The sequence below is a fragment of the Psychrobacter sp. P11F6 genome (assembly GCF_001435295.1).
GTDB lineage: Bacteria > Pseudomonadota > Gammaproteobacteria > Pseudomonadales > Moraxellaceae > Psychrobacter.
The window spans coordinates 1860752-1881456 of sequence record NZ_CM003594.1; the positions used below are offsets into that span (position 1 = coordinate 1860752).

Annotated in this window: 17 protein-coding genes and 1 pseudogene; 9 read left to right on the forward strand and 9 right to left on the reverse strand. The window is 42.8% G+C overall.

Features of this window, described 5'->3' with window-relative positions; translation table 11 throughout:
* Window positions 1-84: 84 nt before the first annotated feature.
* Both AK822_RS07615 and AK822_RS07620 read right to left on the reverse strand, forming a co-directional pair.
* The gene (locus AK822_RS07615; RefSeq protein ID WP_045446437.1) at window positions 85-1239 is read right to left on the reverse strand and encodes a DEAD/DEAH box helicase; all 1155 of its coding nucleotides are present in this window, start codon (window positions 1237-1239) and stop codon (window positions 85-87) included.
* Between the two features lie 288 nt (window positions 1240-1527).
* Window positions 1528-1743: a cold-shock protein gene (locus AK822_RS07620; protein ID WP_011513806.1), complete on the reverse strand. Its 216-nt coding sequence runs from the start codon at window positions 1741-1743 to the stop codon at window positions 1528-1530.
* Window positions 1744-2220: 477 nt separating this feature from the next.
* On the opposite strand from AK822_RS07620, the gene aroQ reads away from it, so the two are divergent.
* Both aroQ and AK822_RS07630 read left to right on the forward strand, forming a co-directional pair.
* Window positions 2221-2757: a type II 3-dehydroquinate dehydratase gene (gene aroQ / locus AK822_RS07625; protein ID WP_055124917.1), complete on the forward strand. Its 537-nt coding sequence runs from the start codon at window positions 2221-2223 to the stop codon at window positions 2755-2757.
* Between the two features lie 134 nt (window positions 2758-2891).
* Window positions 2892-4193 carry an ABC1 kinase family protein gene (locus tag AK822_RS07630; protein WP_060491174.1) on the forward strand — a complete coding sequence of 434 codons (1302 nt, stop codon included), beginning with the start codon at window positions 2892-2894 and terminating at the stop codon, window positions 4191-4193.
* 48 nt (window positions 4194-4241) lie between these two features.
* Here the strand turns inward: AK822_RS07630 and AK822_RS07635 are convergent, their stop codons facing one another.
* Complete coding sequence (locus AK822_RS07635) at window positions 4242-5072, reverse strand: ion transporter (RefSeq protein ID WP_045446426.1); 831 nt, start codon at window positions 5070-5072, stop codon at window positions 4242-4244.
* 400 nt (window positions 5073-5472) lie between these two features.
* Here AK822_RS07635 and AK822_RS07640 point away from each other — a divergent pair, with 400 nt between their 5' ends.
* Window positions 5473-6222, forward strand: coding sequence for a YebC/PmpR family DNA-binding transcriptional regulator (locus AK822_RS07640; RefSeq protein WP_060491175.1), 750 nt, complete (start codon window positions 5473-5475; stop codon window positions 6220-6222).
* Window positions 6223-6355: 133 nt separating this feature from the next.
* Here the strand turns inward: AK822_RS07640 and bilR are convergent, their stop codons facing one another.
* The 3 genes from bilR to ftsY form a co-directional block, all read right to left on the reverse strand.
* Window positions 6356-8305, reverse strand: coding sequence for a bilirubin reductase, long form (bilR, locus tag AK822_RS07645; RefSeq protein ID WP_228138983.1), 1950 nt, complete (start codon window positions 8303-8305; stop codon window positions 6356-6358).
* A gap of 103 nt (window positions 8306-8408) precedes the next feature.
* Window positions 8409-8981 carry a methylated-DNA--[protein]-cysteine S-methyltransferase gene (locus AK822_RS07650; protein WP_060491176.1) on the reverse strand — a complete coding sequence of 191 codons (573 nt, stop codon included), beginning with the start codon at window positions 8979-8981 and terminating at the stop codon, window positions 8409-8411.
* A 65-nt stretch (window positions 8982-9046) separates the two neighbouring features.
* Window positions 9047-9958 (reverse strand): signal recognition particle-docking protein FtsY, encoded by a 912-nt coding sequence (gene ftsY / locus AK822_RS07655; RefSeq protein WP_226914676.1) that lies wholly within the window; start codon window positions 9956-9958, stop codon window positions 9047-9049.
* 866 nt (window positions 9959-10824) lie between these two features.
* Here ftsY and AK822_RS14865 point away from each other — a divergent pair.
* The 3 genes from AK822_RS14865 to AK822_RS07665 all read left to right on the forward strand — a co-directional run bounded on the left by AK822_RS14865 (window position 10825) and on the right by AK822_RS07665 (window position 14202).
* The gene (locus AK822_RS14865) at window positions 10825-10989 is read left to right on the forward strand and encodes a hypothetical protein (protein WP_157292380.1); all 165 of its coding nucleotides are present in this window, start codon (window positions 10825-10827) and stop codon (window positions 10987-10989) included.
* An 84-nt stretch (window positions 10990-11073) separates the two neighbouring features.
* Window positions 11074-12585 carry a M16 family metallopeptidase gene (locus AK822_RS07660; RefSeq protein ID WP_060491178.1) on the forward strand — a complete coding sequence of 504 codons (1512 nt, stop codon included), beginning with the start codon at window positions 11074-11076 and terminating at the stop codon, window positions 12583-12585.
* A gap of 69 nt (window positions 12586-12654) precedes the next feature.
* Window positions 12655-14202, forward strand: a complete 1548-nt coding sequence (locus AK822_RS07665; RefSeq protein WP_060491179.1) for a M16 family metallopeptidase — start codon at window positions 12655-12657, stop codon at window positions 14200-14202.
* A gap of 156 nt (window positions 14203-14358) precedes the next feature.
* Here AK822_RS07665 and AK822_RS07670 read toward each other — a convergent pair whose 3' ends face one another.
* Both AK822_RS07670 and AK822_RS07675 read right to left on the reverse strand, forming a co-directional pair.
* A complete protein-coding gene (locus AK822_RS07670) occupies window positions 14359-14934 on the reverse strand; it encodes a hypothetical protein (RefSeq protein ID WP_167541671.1) in 576 nt (191 codons plus the stop codon).
* Window positions 14935-15117: 183 nt separating this feature from the next.
* A complete protein-coding gene (locus AK822_RS07675) occupies window positions 15118-16062 on the reverse strand; it encodes a D-Ala-D-Ala carboxypeptidase family metallohydrolase (protein ID WP_060491181.1) in 945 nt (314 codons plus the stop codon).
* A gap of 263 nt (window positions 16063-16325) precedes the next feature.
* On the opposite strand from AK822_RS07675, the gene rodA reads away from it, so the two are divergent.
* From rodA to AK822_RS15275, 3 genes and pseudogenes are all read left to right on the forward strand, one after another.
* Window positions 16326-17468, forward strand: coding sequence for a rod shape-determining protein RodA (gene rodA, locus AK822_RS07680; protein ID WP_060491182.1), 1143 nt, complete (start codon window positions 16326-16328; stop codon window positions 17466-17468).
* 741 nt (window positions 17469-18209) lie between these two features.
* Window positions 18210-18374, forward strand: a complete 165-nt coding sequence (locus AK822_RS14870; RefSeq protein ID WP_157292382.1) for a hypothetical protein — start codon at window positions 18210-18212, stop codon at window positions 18372-18374.
* Between the two features lie 288 nt (window positions 18375-18662).
* Window positions 18663-19004 (forward strand): annotated as a pseudogene (locus AK822_RS15275) (septal ring lytic transglycosylase RlpA family protein); the annotation flags it as partial.
* Between the two features lie 170 nt (window positions 19005-19174).
* Here AK822_RS15275 and radA read toward each other — a convergent pair.
* A complete protein-coding gene (gene radA / locus AK822_RS07690; protein WP_060491183.1) occupies window positions 19175-20614 on the reverse strand; it encodes a DNA repair protein RadA in 1440 nt (479 codons plus the stop codon).
* Between the last annotated feature and the right edge of the window lie 91 nt (window positions 20615-20705).

The following is a 20705-nucleotide window of genomic DNA, read 5'->3' on the forward strand; positions in this document are numbered from 1 at the left end:
AGCCCTTAACATCAATCATGACGTTGAGGGCTTTTATGATTCCGACAGCTGTACACTATAGTAGAACTGACGGCTTATAAATCACTATTCTTGCCACTGCTCAAGGGTAAACTTAGTATCTAAATGCTTCTCTAGCGCTGGTATATTAAAAGCATCATCTTCACTCACAAAACTAATGCTGATGCCTGTTTGTCCAGCACGACCCGTACGACCAATACGATGCACGTAATCATCTGGCTGATCAGGCAAGGTATAATTAACCACGTGGCTAACATCATCGACATGGATACCGCGTCCTGCGACATCAGTTGCCACCAAGACAGAAGCATGACCATCTTTGAAACGCTGTAAATACTTTTCGCGTTTTTGTTGAATGACATCGCCTGACAACATCACAATTTTATGCGCTTGACGCAGCTTATGATAGAGACGCTTGACTTGGTCTTTACGATTGGCAAAGACAATCACTTTATCCACTGCCGTATCACTGATAATACGCTGCAACGCTTCTAATTTTTGATCTTCTGTCAGTAAATAAAAGTGCTGATCGACTAACTCACTGGTTTTATGTTCTGGCTCGATTTCAACAAACTGCGGCTCATGCAACCAGCGATAGGCTAAATTCATCACATCTTGGTTAAAGGTGGCAGAAAACAGTAAGCTTTGACGGTCTGTATTGGCTGGCATCCGACCAACCAAACGCTTGATGTCAGGGATAAAACCCATATCTAGCATGCGATCTGCTTCATCTAAAACCAGCACTTCCACTCGATCTAAATAAACCATGCCTTTATTGGCAAGATCAATCAAACGACCAGGTGTCGCGACCAAAATATCGACATATTGACGCTCAAGCTCATGCTGCTGAGTCTCATAATTGGTGCCACCCATAATACAAACGCTGTGTAGCGAAGTATATTTGGTCAAAGCGATACAATCATCAAATATCTGCTGAGCAAGCTCGCGAGTGGGCGCCATGACCACTGCGCGCGGCTCACCCAAATAACGCTCTTCATCATTGGTAAAAGGACGTTTAAGCAAGGCTTCCATAATAGTCAATAGAAAGGTTGCCGTCTTGCCAGTACCCGTCTGCGCCTGTCCAATAGCATCTTGATTTGCCAAGGTATGCGGTAATATTTGTGCTTGAATGGGCGTTAATGCAGTAAAACCTAGATCGCTTACGGCACGTAAGGTCGGTGCTGAAAGTGGCAAATCAGTAAACGTGGTAAAATTACTCAAAAAAATATCCTTTTAAATTAATCACTTGTTCATTACTAGTAATAAGTAGACTCATGATAAATAGGCTCATGATAACCCGTTATATTGCTATCTAAATTAAGCAGCAACAATATGAAATCTATATATAGCTGACTGAGATACGGGCATAAAAAAGCCAAGCCTAACGCCTAATCCCACCAAACATGCTAATTTTGACTCAACATGGGTAAGATAAAACGGGCTTGACTCAGTAGTATATCAGTAGTGTCTACAGACATTATAGCTAAACCGCTCTAATGACTGGATAGATTACTCTTCTACTTTTCTGACTTCTTCAGCTTGAAGACCTTTATCACCTTCTACCACGCTGAATTCGACCTTTTCGCCATCTTTTAGAGAACGATAGCCATCACCTTGAATCGCGCGGAAATGGACAAAAATATCTTCTCCGCTGTCACGTTGAATGAAGCCAAAGCCTTTTGAGTCATTAAACCACTTAACGATACCTTGCTCACGAGCTGACATAATATTGCTTCCTAAAAAAGTCCGCTTAGCCCCAAATTCCTTTGCAACATTGCATATAAACGGGATCTAAGATGATGAAATCAAAAACTTAAGAGTACTATCCTCACTACTGTTATCTACATATCGCACCTATAGCAAATAACGGTATGTACCAACACAGTGAGTATTTACAAACATAACGACCGTCTTACTGATTGCTCTACTTCGACAGTAGCAACAAACTTGCAATAATTATTGCATAAAAAATATCATAGCACGGGTTTTTAGCAACATAAAGACTTTTAACATGATTTTTTGGCTTTAGCTTTATTTTTCATGTAATTTTTTTATAACCTCGCCATCAAGCTGTTATCATAAAGAGAAAGGTTTGATTAAACTGTACCATTTTACGCTTATGCCATTTTATGCTTATATAGTATCTAAACCTTATAACAAATAATAAATCCTCAACCTCGTTTCATCGTTATAGAGACCATTATGACCTCTCCTTCTCAGTCTATACCAACCGTCACGCCTTCAAAGAAAAATGCCGATAAAACACTCACTCATAAGTTATTGCTCGTTAATGGGGTCAATTTGAATTTATTGGGTAAGCGCGAACCTGAGATTTATGGTCATACGACACTGGCAGATATCGAGGAACGTCTGATCGCACGTGCAGCTCAGCACGGTATTGAATTGATATGTATACAATCCAATCATGAAGGTAAACTGATAGATGACATCCAATATCATGGACTTTTAGCGGATACCGCGCTGCAAGTAGATGCCATTATCATTAACCCCGCCGCCTTTACTCATACCTCGGTTGCGTTACGTGATGCGCTCTTGGCCACACAAAAACCGTTTATCGAGGTACACTTATCCAATGTGCATGCGCGCGAGCCTTTTCGCCATCATTCTTATCTAAGCGATGTCGCCGTCGGTGTTATTTGTGGTTTGGGGCATCTGGGTTATCAAATGGCATTGTCCTACTGGCTTGATAGCCTCTACTCTGTCACAATCAGCGATTAATGCTCAATCCTGATTACCGAAAATCATGAATTGTATAACTATGCTTTATCAATAGCACACGAGTTAAACAGCAATTGTTTGACTAAAATACTAAAATTATGACTGAGCAAACAACCCACTACATGGTGATATGAATGGCAAAATCGTCTGGAAAGCGCTTTATGAAATTGGCTGGCATGACAGCAAGCATTGCCGGCAAAGCAGCTAAAAACTCATTTAAGCACCTCTCAAGTGACGAAGAAAAACGTTTGCAAGCACGCTCAGAGCTGATGCAAGATGTGGGCATTCAGATAGCCGAAACGTTGGGTGAAATGAAAGGTGCGGTGATGAAGGTAGGGCAAATTGCCTCGCAATATAAAGACGTGTTCCCACCAGAAGTAGCGACAGCGTTAGAAAAGCTGCAAAAAGATGCGCCGCCCATGCCCTATGCACAGATACGCGCACAAATTGAGCGCGAGCTTAAAGCGCCTGTTGCAGAATTATTTAGCGAATTTGAAGAAACACCGTTTGCGGCGGCTTCCATCGGTCAAGTGCATAAAGCCGTTTTGCCATCTGGTCAAAAAGTGGTGGTTAAAGTCCAATATCCTGATGTCGATGAAAACTGTGATAGTGACCTCAAACAAGTACGCATGGCACTAAAAATTGCGGGTGTGCTCAATATGAGCAAACAGTTGCAAGAGCAACTATTCAACGAGATTCGCCAAAGCTTACATGATGAATTGGACTATATTAAAGAAGCGCATAACTTACGAGTGTTTGGCGCATTTCATGCAGAAGACAAAGGTCTTATTATTCCTAAAGTCATTAGCAGCCACTCTTCTAAACGGATTTTAACCTTAACAGAAGAGATGGGAGAAACCCTAACCGTCGCGGCGACTTGGGACAATGACATCAAACAACACATAGCCAAGCGCCTGTTCCACTTTACCGCAGGACAACTATTTGGCTTATATCGTATGCACTGTGATCCACATCCCGGCAACTTTGCCTTTCGCAAAGATGGCAGTGTGGTGGCTTATGATTTTGGCGGCATTCGTAGCTATAGTGACAGCGAAGTTCAATTATTCCGCCGTTTTGCCAAGCATGCCATTAAAGGAGATGTGACTGCCCTTGAGCAGGACCTCATCGCTCTTGATATTCGCCGTGATGACGATAAAAATATCCCCGGAGAGTTTTATGAGAAATGGCTATCCATTGGGCTAAAGCCTCTGTCTATTCAACCTTATCAACAAGGCGCTTTTGATTTTGCTCAAAGTCAGGTTCATCACGAAGTCATTGCTCAAATGCGGACGTCGTTGAAGTACTTTGGTCAATTCCAACCTTCTGCAACCACCATGATGCTAGATCGCACTGTGTCAGGACAATACTGGAACTTGGTCAACCTCGGTGTTGAGATTGACTTATCACCGCTCGTTAGTGAATACATTGATGTATAACGATATAAAATATAAAGTGTTAAAAAAGCAGACAACGCACAAACACTACTAAATATGCAAAGCGTGTCCACAACGATCACAGAATTCTGCTGCAATGGCATGACCGAACTTGCCACAATTAGGACAGGTGACGGGGTTGAGTTGCGGACGCATATTACGTGCCAGCTCAGAAGTAAAAATTCCCGTTGGCACTGCAATGATCGAATAACCCGTAATCATGACCATGCTCGCAATCGCTTGACCTAGCGGCGTTTTGGGTGACATATCACCGTAACCGACCGTGGTCATGGTGACGACTGCCCAGTAGATAGACAGTGGAATACTGGTAAAGCCATTTTCAGGGCCTTCTACCACGTAAATAATCGAGCCGAAAATCGTGACCAATAATACCAGCGACAAAAAGAATACCGTGATTTTTTGCTGACTGGTTTTAAGCGCCGAGGCCAAAAATCCCGCTTGTTGCATATAGGCTTTGAGCTTGAGTACGCGAAACACACGTAAAATACGCAAAACCCGTATCACTAATAGATACTGTACCCCCACAAACATGAGGCTTAGGTAACTTGGTAGCACAGACAATAAATCGACTACCCCAAAAAAACTAAAGACGTAACGCACGCGGTTGGGTGCTGAAAACAACCTGAGCGCATACTCTATCGTGAATAAAATGGTAAAAAACCATTCAGCATAGAAGAATATAGTGCCATATTGCAGGCGCATGTATAGCACACTGTCAAGCATGACCACAGCCACACTGGTCAAAATCGCAATCAATAATACAATATCAAAAAGTTTACCCAAACGGGTATCTGTGCCTTCAATAATAATATGAATGCGGTTGCGCAGGTGGGTAATGGCTTCAGCCGTCGGTTGCTTCATATAGTCAGTAGTATCGAGTCAGTAGCGATATAAAATTAATGGCTTGATGGCAACCAATGATTTAAAATACGCTGGATAAGGCCAAGTTAGTCAAAATAGATAAAATTGGTTTATAATATTGCTCACAGGTCACATGTGAATACAATCACTAAGTTGCCACAGTGTAGCAAAAAAGCACTCTCAACAAAATACAAATCGTTAACGTGTCGGTAGCTCTGTTACTTCAAAGAGATAGCGCAAGCTATATCATAGAAACAGGTGATCTGAGGTGTGTCATCATGCAGATTGAAAAATCTTAAAATGTATAAATACGCTCATTCATGACACACTCATAGTGAAAGATTGTTATTAAAACTTGTTTTAAGCACAATAAATAATACGCAAAACTTAAGGATGTTATATGGCAGGCCATTCAAAATGGGCAAATATTAAACACCGTAAAGCCCGTCAGGATGCGGTAAAAGGTAAAGTATTCACTAAAATTATTCGTGAAATTGTCTCTGCTGCCAAGCAAGGTGATCCTGACCCTAACAAGAATCCGCGCCTACGTGCTGTCATTGAAAAAGCCCTGTCTGTCAATATGACACGAGACACCATCAACCGTGCAGTAGCTCGTGGTACAGGCGGTGATGACAATGACAATATGGACGAAGTAAGCTATGAAGGCTATGGCATCGGCGGCGTCGCAGTACTTGTCGAAACCTTGACTGACAATCTTAACCGAACAGTCAGTGAAGTACGCCACGCCTTTACCAAAAATGAAGGCAATCTAGGTACTACTGGCTCGGTCGCTTATCTATTTAATAAGCGCGGTGAAATCATCTTTAATGATACAAGCCTAGAAGATGAAGTCATGCTAGTGGCATTAGATGCAGGCGCGCTTGATATCGAGAATGATGGTGACAGCTTGCTCGTCATCACTGAATGGGAAAATTTCGGTCATGTTAAAGATGCGCTTAATGCTGCAGGTTTGGTCTCCGACAATGCTGAAGTGACCATGGCACCGTCTACCAGTGCTGAAATAGACAATGTCGATGATGCGCTAAAAGTCATGAAGATGATTGATATGTTAGAAGATATCGATGATGTACAAGAGGTTTATAGCAACGTGAACTTTTCTGCTGACGTAATGACCCAACTTGAGCAATAGTTTTATCCAGCAACCCTTTATGTCTCACTCATCAAAAAGCCAAACGTTTTAAATGTTTGGCTTTTTGATGTTTTATGACTCAATATTTTCTATGATGCAATAACAACCATTTAATAATGAAAAATCGGATTTACTAAAGCGCATTCGCTGCATCGTATGCTGTCTTGGTTGCATATGATATATCAGCAACCTCACAACAATCACCTACCTGCACGACCTCAATACCTTTAACGCTCAAAGCCTCTGTATCGAAGACTACGGGACGCGCACCACTAGCGATAACGACATAGTCGTATGGAATTTGGGCAATACTGCCATTTTTATCTTTGCAACTTACTTCACCGCTGTTAATGCTTGTTACCATATATCCAGTATATTGTTCTACACCGTATGCCTTATAATTTTCGAGCATGCTAGGTAAAACAGTCACGCTGATATCACTACCAATCTGATCACGCATCTCTATTATCGATAACTTGCAGCCTTGTGTAGCAAGATATTCAGCGGTCTCACAGCCGACCACACCACCACCGATTACCGCCACGCGCCCAGATACTTTATACTTACCTGCCAGCACCTGCCACGCATCATAGACGTTTTTGCCATCTATACCTGGAATTGGCGGTATAAAACTTGACGCACCGACTGCGACGATAACAGCATCAGGCTCTAGCGCTAGTATGCTTTGAATATTCGCTGTTTGACCCAATTTTAGCGTTACACCCTGAGTGTGTACGGCATGTACCAAGTCTTCTATGGCTCGGCGTATTTCATTTTTACGCGGCGGGACAGCAGCAATGTGCAACTGCCCACCCAGCTCAGTAGCGTTTTCAAACAGGGTTACACTATGACCTTTCTTTGCAGCCACACGGGTAGCTTCCATACCTGCAGGACCGCCACCGACGACCACAACATTCTTCTTCATTTGAGCAGGCATAATAAAACGCGTTTCTTCGAAGCCATTTTCAGGATTGACCACACAAGCAATAAACGAGCGATTTAAGACATTATCAACGCAGCCTTCGTTGCAGCATATACAGCGAACGATATCAGTGGCTTTATCTGAGCCCACCTTATTCGCCCAATCAGGATCCGCTAAGAGCGCACGACCAATCCCAATCATATCAGCCTTGCCATTTTGCAGTATACCCTCACCCATGTCAGGATCGATAATACGCCCTGAGGTGCTAACCGGGATGGAAACCGCTTGCTTAACGGCACCTGTGATATCAGCAAAGAAGCAGTAAGGCTGCACGCCCATCGGCGGGATCGTGTCTGCCATATTGCCCGTATGGTTCGCTTGCCCAACATGCAACATATCCACGCCAGCTGCTTCAAGCCACTGTGCAAACTTTGGCGCGTCGATTTCATCAACACCACCTTTACCGCGTTCAGGTGTGACAACCGATAATTTATAATCGATAATCATATCTGGTACGACTTTTTTTAGTGCCTCTACTAACATCAAAGCAAAGCGTGTACGATTCTCAAGAGAGCCGCCAAACTTATCCGTGCGCGTGTTCATTTGTGTGCTGCATAGCGCGCCGACCAGTCTGTCGCCATGTACCTGAATGACATCTACCCCCGCTTTTTGTGCACGCACTGCACAGGCACACATCTTGTCGATAATATCCATCAAAGCGTCTTCTGACACCTCATTAACGAAATGTTGCATGTCATGATTGAGCTGGGTGCGTACCTTGTGCATCTCGCCAGCAGCAAACAAGGCGTTAAGGACATTAACGTCATACTCAGGATAAAAAATCTGCACGCCAAGCTTGGCACCGTAAGCATGCACATTATCAGCAAGTAGCCGGAAACTGTCTATTTGGCTATCATCAAATAATTTAGGCGTCGGCGCAAAACTACGGACAGGTGCGACGTCACCTAACACGATATAGCCTGTGCCACCCTTGGCAAGACGAGTATAAAAGGCACGGCTCTGTGAGCTGATATTGCCGTCTTTGTCTTCATAGCCAGTCGTCAATGGTGGAAACATCGTACGGTTTTTAAAGATGACACCACCAATGGTGATAGGTTGTAATATTTTCATAGCCGATATTTTAGTGGTCGCATTATTCATAATATTCTACTTTTAGCCTATCCTTTGCACGCATGCTATTGATACTATTTGCATCGGAAATTTATATCGGAAAAACGATATCAGACTTGTACAATCAAAAGAACTAACGCTTAACCTCGACACCTTCAAGCGCTAGCAAGTATGTTTTCTTATCTAGTCCACCTGTATAGCCACCAAGCTTACCATCGCTAGCAATGACTCGATGACACGGAACAATAATGCTAAAAGGGTTTTTACTATTAGCATTAGCAACCGCGCGAAACCCTTTGGGACTAGCGACATTTTGTGCCAGTGTCGCGTAGCTTATTGTTTCGCCATAGCCAATATCTTGTAACGCTTGCCAAACTCGTTGCTGAAACTTGGTTCCTAAGCTGATATCTAATGGCAAATCGAATGCCTGACGATCACCTTTAAAATACGATTTTAATTGCGCTATAGTCTCTATGAGTAGCGCTTGGGCAGGCTCATTTTCGCTTAGGCTGTCCTCATTGATAAACGTAAAGCTCTGATCGTCAATACCATAATGCTTTTTAAGTTTAGGAATAGATTTTGAGCTATGCCAAGAGTCACCTGCTTGCAGCCAGTTGACTTCAACCAGCTTAGGACGACTATGCTCATTGACACTCGCAATTAACGTTAGCTGGTGTGCGCCAAAAGCGGCTGTGGTGACTATCATGATGCTTCCTTTCAAATGATGATATTTTCAAAAATCGTTCATCGACTAAAACAACCTATCGAGCGCTACTCTTTATCATCGGTCTCAAATAAGGCGGCGACAAATTGTTTTGGACTAAAGGCACGTAAATCATCAATCGACTCACCGACACCAATATAACGAATAGGAACATCTGTCGTTTCGGCAATATTGAACACCACACCGCCTTTCGCAGTACCGTCTAATTTGGTAATAGTAATACCCGTTAATGGTACGACTTTGTTAAAGAGTTCTACTTGATTAATCGCATTTTGACCGGTGCCGGCATCAAGCACAATCATACCTTCGTGCGGTGCGCTTGGATCAGCTTTACGCATGACGCGTACCACTTTTTCAAGCTCTGCCATCAGGTGGGTTTTATTCTGCAAGCGTCCAGCAGTATCAGCGATTAATACATCGATATTTTTTGCTTTGGCAGACTGCATGGCATCAAAGATAACAGAGGCACTATCAGAGCCGTGACCTTGAGCGACGACTGGAATGTTATTACGCTCACCCCAAATTTGCAGCTGTTCAGTAGCAGCGGCACGGAAGGTATCGCCAGCAGCCAGCATAACGGATTTACCTTCGCCTTGTAAGCGCTTGGCAAGTTTACCAATCGTCGTGGTTTTACCGACACCGTTGACACCCACAACTAAAATCACAAAAGGTTTTTTGCTGGTATCAATAATGAGTGGTGCGACTTTTGGCGTTAAAATATCAACCAATTCAGTTTGCAACGCTTTATATAATGAATGCGCATAAATCAAATCACCACGGTCTGTCTGCTCGGTCAGACTTTTGATAATACGATTGGTCGCGTTGACACCGATATCGGCGACCAGCAGTTGATCTTCAACTTCTTCCAATAGCTCATCATCAATCTCTTTGCCACCGATCAAAATACTGACCATACCTTCGGCAAGATTTTTACGTGACTTACTTAGCCCCGTTTTCATGCGGTTAAACCAGCTGCCTTTTTTCTTGTTTTCTTGTAGCTCTGTAGATTCGATTTCTGGTTGAGTGGTCGCTTGTACCGCACTACTCGCAGGACTGACATTTGGGCTATCGCCAAGTTGCTCTTGTAATGGCATGGTTGGGGCAGTAGAAATAGTGCTGAGCTTAGTATCAATATTTTTATTATTATCGTTATCAGTTGAGGAAGCGCTTATAAAGCTCTCAGAGGCATTTTTAGACGTGCTTTGCTCTTCTGTCCTCACAATTGGCGCACCCAAAGCAATATTTTTTGCCGCATCAGCACTTGAGACATCTTTGTTTATCGTGCTGTCTTTTTGCTGATCTTCGATGCTTTGATCATTGGGCGCTTGGATAGAGCCTGCATCTTCTTTCTCATCGATAATGGGCACAGATTGCGAAGGCAGACTGGGTAAGGTAATATCATCGTCATCTAGGTCATCAAGATTGCCATCGAGATTAATGATTACACGACTGCTATTATTGGAGTTATTCATAAGCTTGCCCTAAAAGTTATCACGGTCAGTTATTTGATTATTTTAAATGGGTTGGTATGTCGTCATGTTTTTGCCATGGGTCATGACCCACGACAGTCAATTTTTAGCCTAGTTTATCATAATTCGAGTTGTGCTCAGACCTTACCATCATAGCCTATCGTCAATTTTTGCAAATCTGGCAAGTCACACCATCCCTTTAGAAAGTTTCGCTTAAGATTTGGCAACAAAAATCTGACCTTACACATGCTAAACTTCGCTTACTCTACCAGAGTTTATTGTAGAACAAGCCTTATTCCAAAGCTTACCAACTACTTCACTATTGCTCACTCAACCCTCATTTTTAGGAATTATCTATGCCATCACTATCTAATACTGACAAAACGTACAGTAAAAAAGCAATCAGCATCAGCGCAGCTGTATTAGTAGCGACACTGGTACTATCCGCGACAGGCTGTAATACCACCCAAGAATTTAAGCCAACAGCCAGTGTGATGGTTGGGGCACATAAATCTTTATAAAACCTGCTATCTATCGCTAGTATTTAGAGTGATCTAACCACTGATCAATTTACAAGTTGCCATTTTCTATAAGTAGAATATACCATGCCACTGCCTTTATCACCGTCGCCCTTACCTACCGCCTCTTTACGTCTTGCCTGTGCCTTAGCAATAGCAACGACTCTTGCTGCTTGCCAAACCAGTACTATCAGCGCCAACACATTGTCGACTGCTCAGAAGCCAGTCATTCAAAATACCTTGGGTAAAGATGAGCTAAACACAGCTAAATCAGGTCAAGACATTCAGCCCTCATCAGCATTGACCATGGATATGTCAGGTCGACACGAATATCAATTAGAAAACGGTCTAAAGGTAGTGGTAAAAGAAGACCATCGCGCACCTGTGGTAATGACTCAAATCTGGTATCGAGTTGGGTCAGCAGATGAGCCACTGGATAAAGGGGGCATCTCGCATTTGCTTGAGCATATGATGTTTAAAGGCACTACTAACGTTTCGAGCGACGACTATGAGCGCTTGATTGCTAAATTTGGCGGCGTCAATAATGCGTTTACCAGCTACGACTATACGGGCTATTACGAGCTATTCCCTGCCAACCGTTTTCCTTTGGCATTAGAGCTAGAAGCGGATCGTATGAAAAACCTACTGTTTAATGAGCAGGAATTTACCAAAGAGCACCAAGTGGTCATGGAAGAGCGCCGCCAACGCACTGATGATAATCCACTTGCCAAGGCTTATGAGTCATTTCGCTTATTGGCGCTCCCGAATAGTCCAAAAGGCGAATCCGTTATTGGTCCGATGGATGAGCTTGAATCCATTACCCTTACAGATTTAAAAGACTGGTATAAAACATGGTACGCACCAAACAATGCAACGTTAGTCGTCGTTGGCGACGTTAAACCGCAAGAAGTATTGGCTCAAGTCAAACGTTACTTTGGTGAGCTAACACCAAGCGATCTACCTAAACGTCCTGCCGTCAGTCAAAAGGGCTTCCGTGGCTATCAGAAAGTCGACTCCGAGCAAGCCGTACAAGTACCAGTATTGTTAATGGGTTATAACGTACCCAGTCTCGTCACTGCTGGTGCAGCTAATGAAAAACAAGCTTATGCGCTCTCACTGGCTCAAGATGTATTAGACGGTGGTCTCTCTGCCCGCCTTGAGAGTCGATTGATACGCGAGCAAGGTCTGCTTACCACAGTGGGCACTTCATATGACTTGCTAGATCGTGGCGATGGACTGTTTTTGATACAAGCGACTCCACGTGAAGGTGTCAGCTTAGAGCAAGCACAACAAGCCATTATGGCTGAAATAGAAAAGCTCAAAACCGATCCCATCGCCGCCGATGAAATCGAGCGTGCCAAAACCAATACGGTCACAGGGCTCGTCTATGCGCAAGACAGTATGGAAGGTCAGGCGCAGATGATTGGCTCATTACAGTCTATCGGTCTTGACGATACGCTGCTTGCTGAATTGCCCACCAAACTCGATAGCGTGACGATTGCTGACATACAAGCTGCTAGCAAAAAGTATTTGGTCAAGGACAATTTAACAGTGATGTATGTCATCCCACCTAAAGACCAAGCAGCGACAGAGAAATAATCGCGTCGTGTTAGCTCTTTATTCGATACAAGCGCCAATCATAAAGACCTTATTTATAAGAAGAAAACCATGACTCAAAATAGTGATTTGTTGCAAAATAGAAAAAAAGCGTGCAGCTCAATACCATCAGCAACCGCCACCATGCAAAAACTGTCGCATCTTAGTGTTGGCATCTTGCTAGGTCTAACAACGTTGACAGCACAAGCAAACACAACAGGTGCTGAAGAATATCGTGGCTCTGCGACAGTGGATACCAGCGCACCGATTGCCGCATTATCAAAGCTAACCAGCCTTGACGATGATAAACCGTTAACCGTTACCATCCCAACAATTCAGCAGTTCAAAACCAAGGCAGGCGTTCCCGTACGTTTTGTACAAACAACAGCCTTACCGATTGTCGATATCGACTTGCGTTTTAACGCTGGTAGCGCCCGTGATGGCAGTATTAGTAGCACAGGCTTTGGTATTGCTAATATGACTGCCACTATGTTGACGCAAGGCTCTAAACGCTTAGACGAAAATGAATTTACTCGTGCTGTCGAAACCTTGGGCATCAATCTAAATAGTAGTGCTTATAAAGACATGTTTATTGTGTCGCTACGTAGCTTATCTGATGATAAGCATCTACTTCCAGCCGTTGATTTAATGACTCAGATGCTCAGCGAACCCGCTTTTGACGACAGCATCCTAGCACGTAATAAAGCACGATTATTGGTGGGCTTGCAGCAGCAAAAACAAGATCCCAACAGCCTTGCTAGCATCGCATTTAGCGAAGCATTGTATGGCGAGCATCCTTACGCCCATCCATCAGCGGGTACGCTTGAAAGCGTTCCTACTATCAAAAAGCAACAGCTAATAGATTTCAAGAACCGCTACTTGGTCGCAGCAAATGCCTCTGTTGCCATCACTGGTAACCTAACCTTAGAGCAAGCAAAAAAACTTGCGGAAGATATCACTAGCAAATTACCGAAAGGTCAGCCCGCAACCGAGCTGCCTGAACCCAAACCACTGGGCCAAGCCAAGCACATTCATATTCCCTTTCCAAGTACTCAAACCACCGTACTCATGGGACAATTGGGAGATAAGCGCGCCACCGATCCCCAGTCTCAGCAGAAGCAAACCAACTTTGCGGTTGGTAATGAGGTACTTGCGGGCGGTGATTTTAATGCGCGACTCATGACTGAGATTAGACAAAACTTGGGCTACACTTATGGCATATCAGGCTCTATGAATCCCATGCTGGCACGAGGACCGTACCAAATCGGTTTTTCAACGCGTAATGACAAGGCGCGCGCGGCCATTGATGCCAGCTTAGCCGTCATCAATGATACTTTAGAAAAAGGTATTAACAGCACTGAGATGCGCTTAACGACGGACAATCTTAAGAATAGCTTTCCGATGGGTTTTGCGAGCAATGCGGGAATTAATGGCTTACTTGGGATGATGAATTTTTATCAACTACCAAACAGCTATCTGACTGATTATGTCAAACGTGTTGATCAAGTAAAGCTATCAGAAGTCAATCAAACCATGCAAGATACCCTTAAGCCTGATGATTTCCTGATTGTCACCGTTGGACAAGAGGATCCTTGGAAAGATAAAAAGACCAATAAATAGCCGTACAAAGAAATGCTGGGCAACACTATTTAGTATTGCCCAGCATTTCTTTATAGATTGGCACTCTTTATGAGTGGTAATAAATTATTAATAACACTCTAATTATGATTGGTGCTAAAAGTCGATAGTAAGTTGTCCATACAAAAAATAATGCTCTTAACCAGAAATAGTCACTGCCACGTCATACATGAAATTTTCAGGCTTATAAGTTGCACCATTATAGGTCAATCGAATCACGTGCTTGTCATAAGAGTCTACTTGATAGTCACCATTAGCAAAATCATGCAGCGCTGGCACTATGAGTAGTGCTTCAATTTGACTGTCGTTAATGCTAACCGAGATCTGCTGACCACTGCGTGGGTATAAAAAATAATCACAATGATTATTCACCATCACTTCTGCAGTACGCTCAACGACCTGACTGCCTATTTCTTCTTGTATGAGTTTTGGACAGATATCTGAGCGCTTTGAAGCCAGCCGAGCGTAAGAGTTCTTGATATTATCTTCAATATCTTCAACGTCCTGTAAGTTTCTATCAGGATCAGTAACAGAATCTTCGGCTGTTAGAGAGCCTTGTTCAGAAAACGTTTCTGGGCTACAAGCACTGATCAATAAAAGAGATAGCAAGACCGAACCAAACAAAGCCATATACGTGTTATTTGATTGCAAAAACGCTTTTTTTGGCTTATCAGACTTATGTGTTTTCACCATGGTTGAATACCGCTTCTTCATAAATCCTACTTACAATAGACGCTATGTGATTTCATAAACTAAATGATCATTAACCATAGTTTTTTAATGCTAAACTATTCATCATTTAGCGCTGCCTTTCATCAGTATTATTATAGCGCTTTTACTCTATTTTAATTCGCTCTGGCTTATATTTATTTGATTCCTCGATAGATCATAGATGACTTAATAGCGGCACGAAGATGAGCTGCTGGCATGATTAAAGCCCCATTTACGATAACCATCCGTGTCTAGATGTATCGCACCCGTAGCATATAGCCCTAAACCGAAATTATGAGATTGCCCCTGATATTGCCAAAACTGGCATAAGCCATCTTGCATCGTACTGAGCCGCCATAAGTTATCTTCATACTCTGGTACCCAGATGTCGATAGCACTGGCATTCATATGCTTGCTACTATCGGCGCCACCTGCACAGCCATTAAGGCCAGGACTGCGATATACCGAGCGTATTTCACTACTGATGGGTAGAATTCCTTGATGCTTCAATTCGCCATACAAACGTAATGTCGGGACGATATTTGCCCATAACTCCTGCGGTGGCAACTGATAAGGCTCATAGCCACATTTGCTCCAGCTTCGCGCTGTTGTGAGCAACTGCGACATAGGCGGTACATTGTGTACCCCTACCCGCGAATTTAGATAGCGTTGAAAATCTGCTACTTGCCTAGCACGGTAGCTATTGCTATTCAACCACGCGTTAAAATCCATACTAATAGAATCAGTATAAGTACTATTGTAAGTATTGTTCGCCGTGCTGTAGCTGTTATTACTGTAAGTTGTATTATAAGCAGGCGCGCGCCGATTGACATTCATGCGTTTATTTTCTTCAATAGACAGACTGTCATCGAAATCAAAATCACGCTGCTTTTGAGCAATCAATCCTTGCATGCTATCGCCACTCAGCATGGTAACGCCAGAATTATAGCTTGTAGTATTCGCCGAAGGTCTGATGTGAGCGTTACTGCTACTACCCTGACGTACTTGGATACGGCGCTCACTATTGTCGCTGATAATAGCGGCATGAACAGAGATGCTACTGGCACAGATGAGTAGCGCAAGCATAGGCTTGTGAATCTGCCTATAAGGATATTTTTTTGTATTGGTCATTGCAACAAGCTACCGCTAAAAACGTTTTATCGATACTATCAAATTTTCAGCAAGCAAGCTAAACTATCGCCTCTAATCAGAGGCGTGTTATTGGTAATTAACACTTATCCTTATAATTTTTATAATTATGTGACTTTATTTCTTATGTGTTACTTTATCTACGATATTTTACTTGCATAGATATAGATACGGTGCGATTACCTTTAAATGTTGATCTGATTTGAAAATTCCCTCTTACCTCAATTGCCAGACACACTTTGCCTATGTCTTCTAATCCGCAATACCGTTTTTCACGTCAGAGCCATCATTTAGGCCAAGGTCATGCACCATCGTTATGGCAGCGTATACATATCGATCCATGGTTGACCCTCCTCTTATTGACGGTTTGCTGCATTGGTTTGACAATTTTATATAGTGCGGCCGGTCAAGATGTCGGTATGGTATTACGTCAAATGGTCAGCTATGGTGTGGCCTTTACGGTTATGTTTATCATGGCACAGATACCGCCTAGCCTTTATCGCACTTTTACACCCATCTTTTATGTAATGGGATTAATTTTATTGGTATTGGTCGATATCATTGGTGAAGTACGTATGGGTGCTCAGCGCTGGATTAATTTACCAGGGTTTGGCAGCGTGCAACCCTCAGAATTTATGAAACTTGGGATGCCAATGATGTGTGCTTGGTTTTTATCCAAGCGTGATCTACCGCCCTCTCTATCTAGCATCGTCATTACCTTAGCCTTAATCATCGTCCCTGTATTATTAATTGCAAAAGAACCTGATCTTGGGACGTCACTATTGGTGGCAGCCAGTGGTATCTTTGTGCTTTTTTTGGCAGGATTGTCTTGGCGATTGATTTCAGCTGCCGCCATATTAGCGATACCGCTTATTGCGATTGCTTGGAATTTTCTATTACATGATTATCAGCGTACACGTGTCTTAACACTGCTCAATCCTGAAGCCGATGTACAAGGGGCTGGGTGGAATATCATTCAGTCGAAAACCGCCATCGGTGCGGGTGGGCTCACTGGTAAGGGCTATTTAGAAGGCACGCAGTCGCATTTACATTTTTTACCAGAAGGTCATACTGATTTTATTATCGCGGCTTTTTCAGAAGAGTTTGGCTTGTTGGGCGTGATTTTATTAATGTTCATTTATTCCTGTTTGCTCCTGCGCGCCTTATACATCGCTTTCACCCATCCTGATGTATATAGTAGATTACTAGCGGGTGCAATTGCCATGTCTTTCTTTGTTTATGTGTTCGTTAATGTGGGTATGGTTGGTGGTATTTTACCCGTCGTTGGCGTTCCTCTGCCCTTCATTAGCTATGGCGGTACTGCGATCGTTACCTTGATGGCAGGATTTGGACTACTTATGTCGATTCACACTCACAAGCCCAATTGATGCAAAGTTACCAGTGATTCTCTAATGAACACTCAAGCTTTACCTTAATGCTATTCATGTTAAAAACCAAAGAACACAGGCTATATAAAAGTTGTAAGGCGGATGAACCAGCCAATTAAAGCCTTTATTTAGAATATTGTCACATGCAAAATGGTTGAAAATAAATGTAAATCAACAACAAATTAAGGGTTTCTAACAAATTTTATTGTTTCATCATTTTATGGCAAGTCCTATAACTTGCCATAAAAATCCTCCTATCTACTTTCAATAACAAATACAAGCCATTGATTTAATTTAAATAATTAAAAATACCCTTATATTTCCTCTCATCAAAATACTTCGTTGCCAATTGGTACTGATAGATTTTAATCCTTGTTTTTTACAAATAATTGCGTTAACCTCGTTTAACTGTACTTTGATACATAACCCGTACATAGCTACTAATAAACTTTGCATTTAATTATATTTTGGTTGTAGCTCGTACGTATAGTTAGCGAATTGTAGATTCCAAGCTTTCAAATACACTACTTAATTAACGGTTTAATAACAAAGACACACGCAATACCTTCTAAAACCTTTACTAATTTAGCAATGTTAGAAAGCTTGTAAATAGCACATATAGCGGACTCGGTACTCAACCTTTGTATTCGGATTGGGTGTTCTACTAATATCGTTAGCTGTCATTTGAGCGTTTCATAAGTATCTTTGGTCGTATTATCCCGACCCGCTTATGATAATAAAATGAAAAATTACCATACCTTAAAATCTATAAAAGCCACGTTTAGTATCAATAATTATATGAAAAAAAATATTGATGATGCGGCTTTAGAGTTTGTGACGCTGTTAGATTGGTCTAACATTGCCACGCTCAGTCTAGAACTATTAGAGTTAGATTTTAAAGTATAAGTTATAGAGGTATCTATGAATAAGCGTTTATCTGGTTTACTTACCATGTCAGCAGTATTGTTTGCTGGCTCCGCAGTTGCTACTAATGCAAATGCTGTAGAAGCCAAAACCTCTCTTGCGATGATTTCACAAGATAACGCCTCCCATATCGATCGTGTACTTGGTGAGCTTAGCCGTCAACATGATGGCGCATCAAGTTTGGTGAAGTCAGCACGCCAACCAACCTCGTTGGCACTTAGCAGCTCGCTGTTAGCCAGTGACACCTCTCAACTGACTAATGATGAAGATGTATTAGAGCGTCTGACAGCCGTAGCCTCTAACTCGGTCAGTAAATTCAAGCAAACAGGCCTAGCCTCTTGGTATGGTCGTAAATTCCATGGTCGTAAAACAGCCAGTGGTGAAACATTCGATATGAATGGTTTGACAGCGGCGCATCGTTCACTGCCATTGAATTGCTATGTTAAAGTCACGAATAAGACCAATGGTAAAAGCGTCGTGGTAAAAGTGAATGATCGTGGTCCATTCCATGGTAACCGTGTGCTAGATTTGTCTTATGGTGCTGCCAAAAAACTCGGTATTACGGGTAAAGGTGTTGGTAATGTTGCTATTGAGCGCGTTTCAGGACCATAATTCTAAAAAAACAGTCTATTTGTATTAGACCATAAAAAGCGCCTAACACATCAGTGTTAGGCGCTTTTTATAGTTTCAGTTTATTGTATCCATTAGGCTACAAATAAAGCTGTAGCGCTTAGCAATAACTTATAAAACAAGGTGTAATCAAAATGATTAACCCTTACACCTTACAGTTCAAATGCACTCTCAATGGCATCATCAAGACGCTCAACGGCAATCACATTGATGCCTTTAAATTGAGGAGCATCCTTAGCAGGCGCATTGGCTTTTGGGATAATGGCATGCTTAAATCCATGTTTCATCGCTTCCTTTAAACGTTCTTGACCGTTTGGTACAGGACGGATTTCACCCGACAATCCCACTTCACCAAATACAGCCAATGACGATGGCAAGGCTTTTTCTTTAATACTTGAGGCACAAGCCAACAATACTGCCAAGTCAGACCCAGTCTCTATAACCTTGACACCACCGACGACGTTGACATACACATCTTGTCCGCTAGTATGAATACCGCCGTGTCGATGCATGACGGCCAGCAGCATGGACAGACGCTGAAAATCCAATCCTAATGCCATTCGTCTAGGTGAGCCTTGCGAATCATCCACTAAAGCTTGCACCTCCACCAACAAGGGTCGTGTGCCTTCGCGGCTGACCATGACGACAGATCCAGCAACGGGTTTGTCATAGCGACTCAAAAATATCGCTGATGGATTGGCGACCTCTTTCAGTCCCATATCTGTCATACCAAAAATACCTAATTCGTTGACGGCACCGAAGCGGTTTTTGACGGCACGAATCATCCGAAAGCGTGAGTCTGATTGACCTTCAAAATATAAGACCGTATCAACCATGTGTTCAAGAACGCGCGGCCCTGCGAGCGTGCCTTCCTTGGTGACGTGACCCACTAAAAATAGCGCGGTGCCAGTTTGTTTGGCATAGCGAGTCAAGATAGCCGCAGACTCTCGAATTTGACTGACGCCGCCAGGTGCAGAATTGATTGCATCCGTATAAATGGTTTGAATAGAGTCAATAATAGCGATGGCAGGCTGCTCTTGAGTCAAGGCGGCACAAATAGTTTCTACATTGGTTTCGGCCAGTACGCGTAATCTATCAGCCGGTAAATCTAAGCGCCTAGCGCGCATAGCAACCTGTGCCAATGATTCTTCACCAGTCACATACAAGGCGCTACCTGCCAATGAGTCGGCACGTGCCATATTAGTCGCAGTTTGCAGCAAAATCGTCGATTTACCGATACCAGGATCACCACCGATTAAAACGACTGAACCAGCAACCAATCCACCACCAAGTACACGATCAAACTCACTAATACCAGTTGGTAAGCGTGTGTCTAGCGTTACGCTCACAGCATTGAGCGGCATAACCGCACTATGCGTACCTGAATAATTCCCTGATGGTGCACCACCTGATTCACGAAAGGCTGATCGATTTGCTGCTGGTTTAGAAACGTTTTTATTATGATGCGGCATGCTCACATTTGGTGCTTCGACCAAGCTATTCCATTCACCGCAATCGGTACATTGCCCTGCCCACTTGCCAAAATGCGCGCCGCAATGCTGACAGACATAACTGCTCTTATTTTTTGCCATAACGTATGAACCTTATTCAAGTGTCCAATCAAGATTAATTGATAAAATATCGTGACGCTCTGATAAGCATTAATTTGAGAATGATCTTTGA

Coding starts and splice junctions, on each gene's coding strand:
- AK822_RS07620 (WP_011513806.1), bottom strand. CDS start 1,743: ATGTCAGCTCGTGAGCAAGGTATCGTTAAGTGGTTTAATGACTCAAAA.
- aroQ (WP_055124917.1), top strand. CDS start 2,221: ATGACCTCTCCTTCTCAGTCTATACCAACCGTCACGCCTTCAAAGAAA.
- AK822_RS07630 (WP_060491174.1), top strand. CDS start 2,892: ATGGCAAAATCGTCTGGAAAGCGCTTTATGAAATTGGCTGGCATGACA.
- AK822_RS07635 (WP_045446426.1), bottom strand. CDS start 5,072: ATGAAGCAACCGACGGCTGAAGCCATTACCCACCTGCGCAACCGCATT.
- AK822_RS07640 (WP_060491175.1), top strand. CDS start 5,473: ATGGCAGGCCATTCAAAATGGGCAAATATTAAACACCGTAAAGCCCGT.
- bilR (WP_228138983.1), bottom strand. CDS start 8,305: ATGAATAATGCGACCACTAAAATATCGGCTATGAAAATATTACAACCT.
- AK822_RS07650 (WP_060491176.1), bottom strand. CDS start 8,981: ATGATAGTCACCACAGCCGCTTTTGGCGCACACCAGCTAACGTTAATT.
- ftsY (WP_226914676.1), bottom strand. CDS start 9,958: ATGAAAACGGGGCTAAGTAAGTCACGTAAAAATCTTGCCGAAGGTATG.
- AK822_RS14865 (WP_157292380.1), top strand. CDS start 10,825: ATGCCATCACTATCTAATACTGACAAAACGTACAGTAAAAAAGCAATC.
- AK822_RS07660 (WP_060491178.1), top strand. CDS start 11,074: ATGCCACTGCCTTTATCACCGTCGCCCTTACCTACCGCCTCTTTACGT.
- AK822_RS07665 (WP_060491179.1), top strand. CDS start 12,655: ATGACTCAAAATAGTGATTTGTTGCAAAATAGAAAAAAAGCGTGCAGC.
- AK822_RS07670 (WP_167541671.1), bottom strand. CDS start 14,934: ATGAAGAAGCGGTATTCAACCATGGTGAAAACACATAAGTCTGATAAG.
- AK822_RS07675 (WP_060491181.1), bottom strand. CDS start 16,062: ATGACCAATACAAAAAAATATCCTTATAGGCAGATTCACAAGCCTATG.
- rodA (WP_060491182.1), top strand. CDS start 16,326: ATGTCTTCTAATCCGCAATACCGTTTTTCACGTCAGAGCCATCATTTA.
- AK822_RS14870 (WP_157292382.1), top strand. CDS start 18,210: ATGAAAAATTACCATACCTTAAAATCTATAAAAGCCACGTTTAGTATC.
- radA (WP_060491183.1), bottom strand. CDS start 20,614: ATGGCAAAAAATAAGAGCAGTTATGTCTGTCAGCATTGCGGCGCGCAT.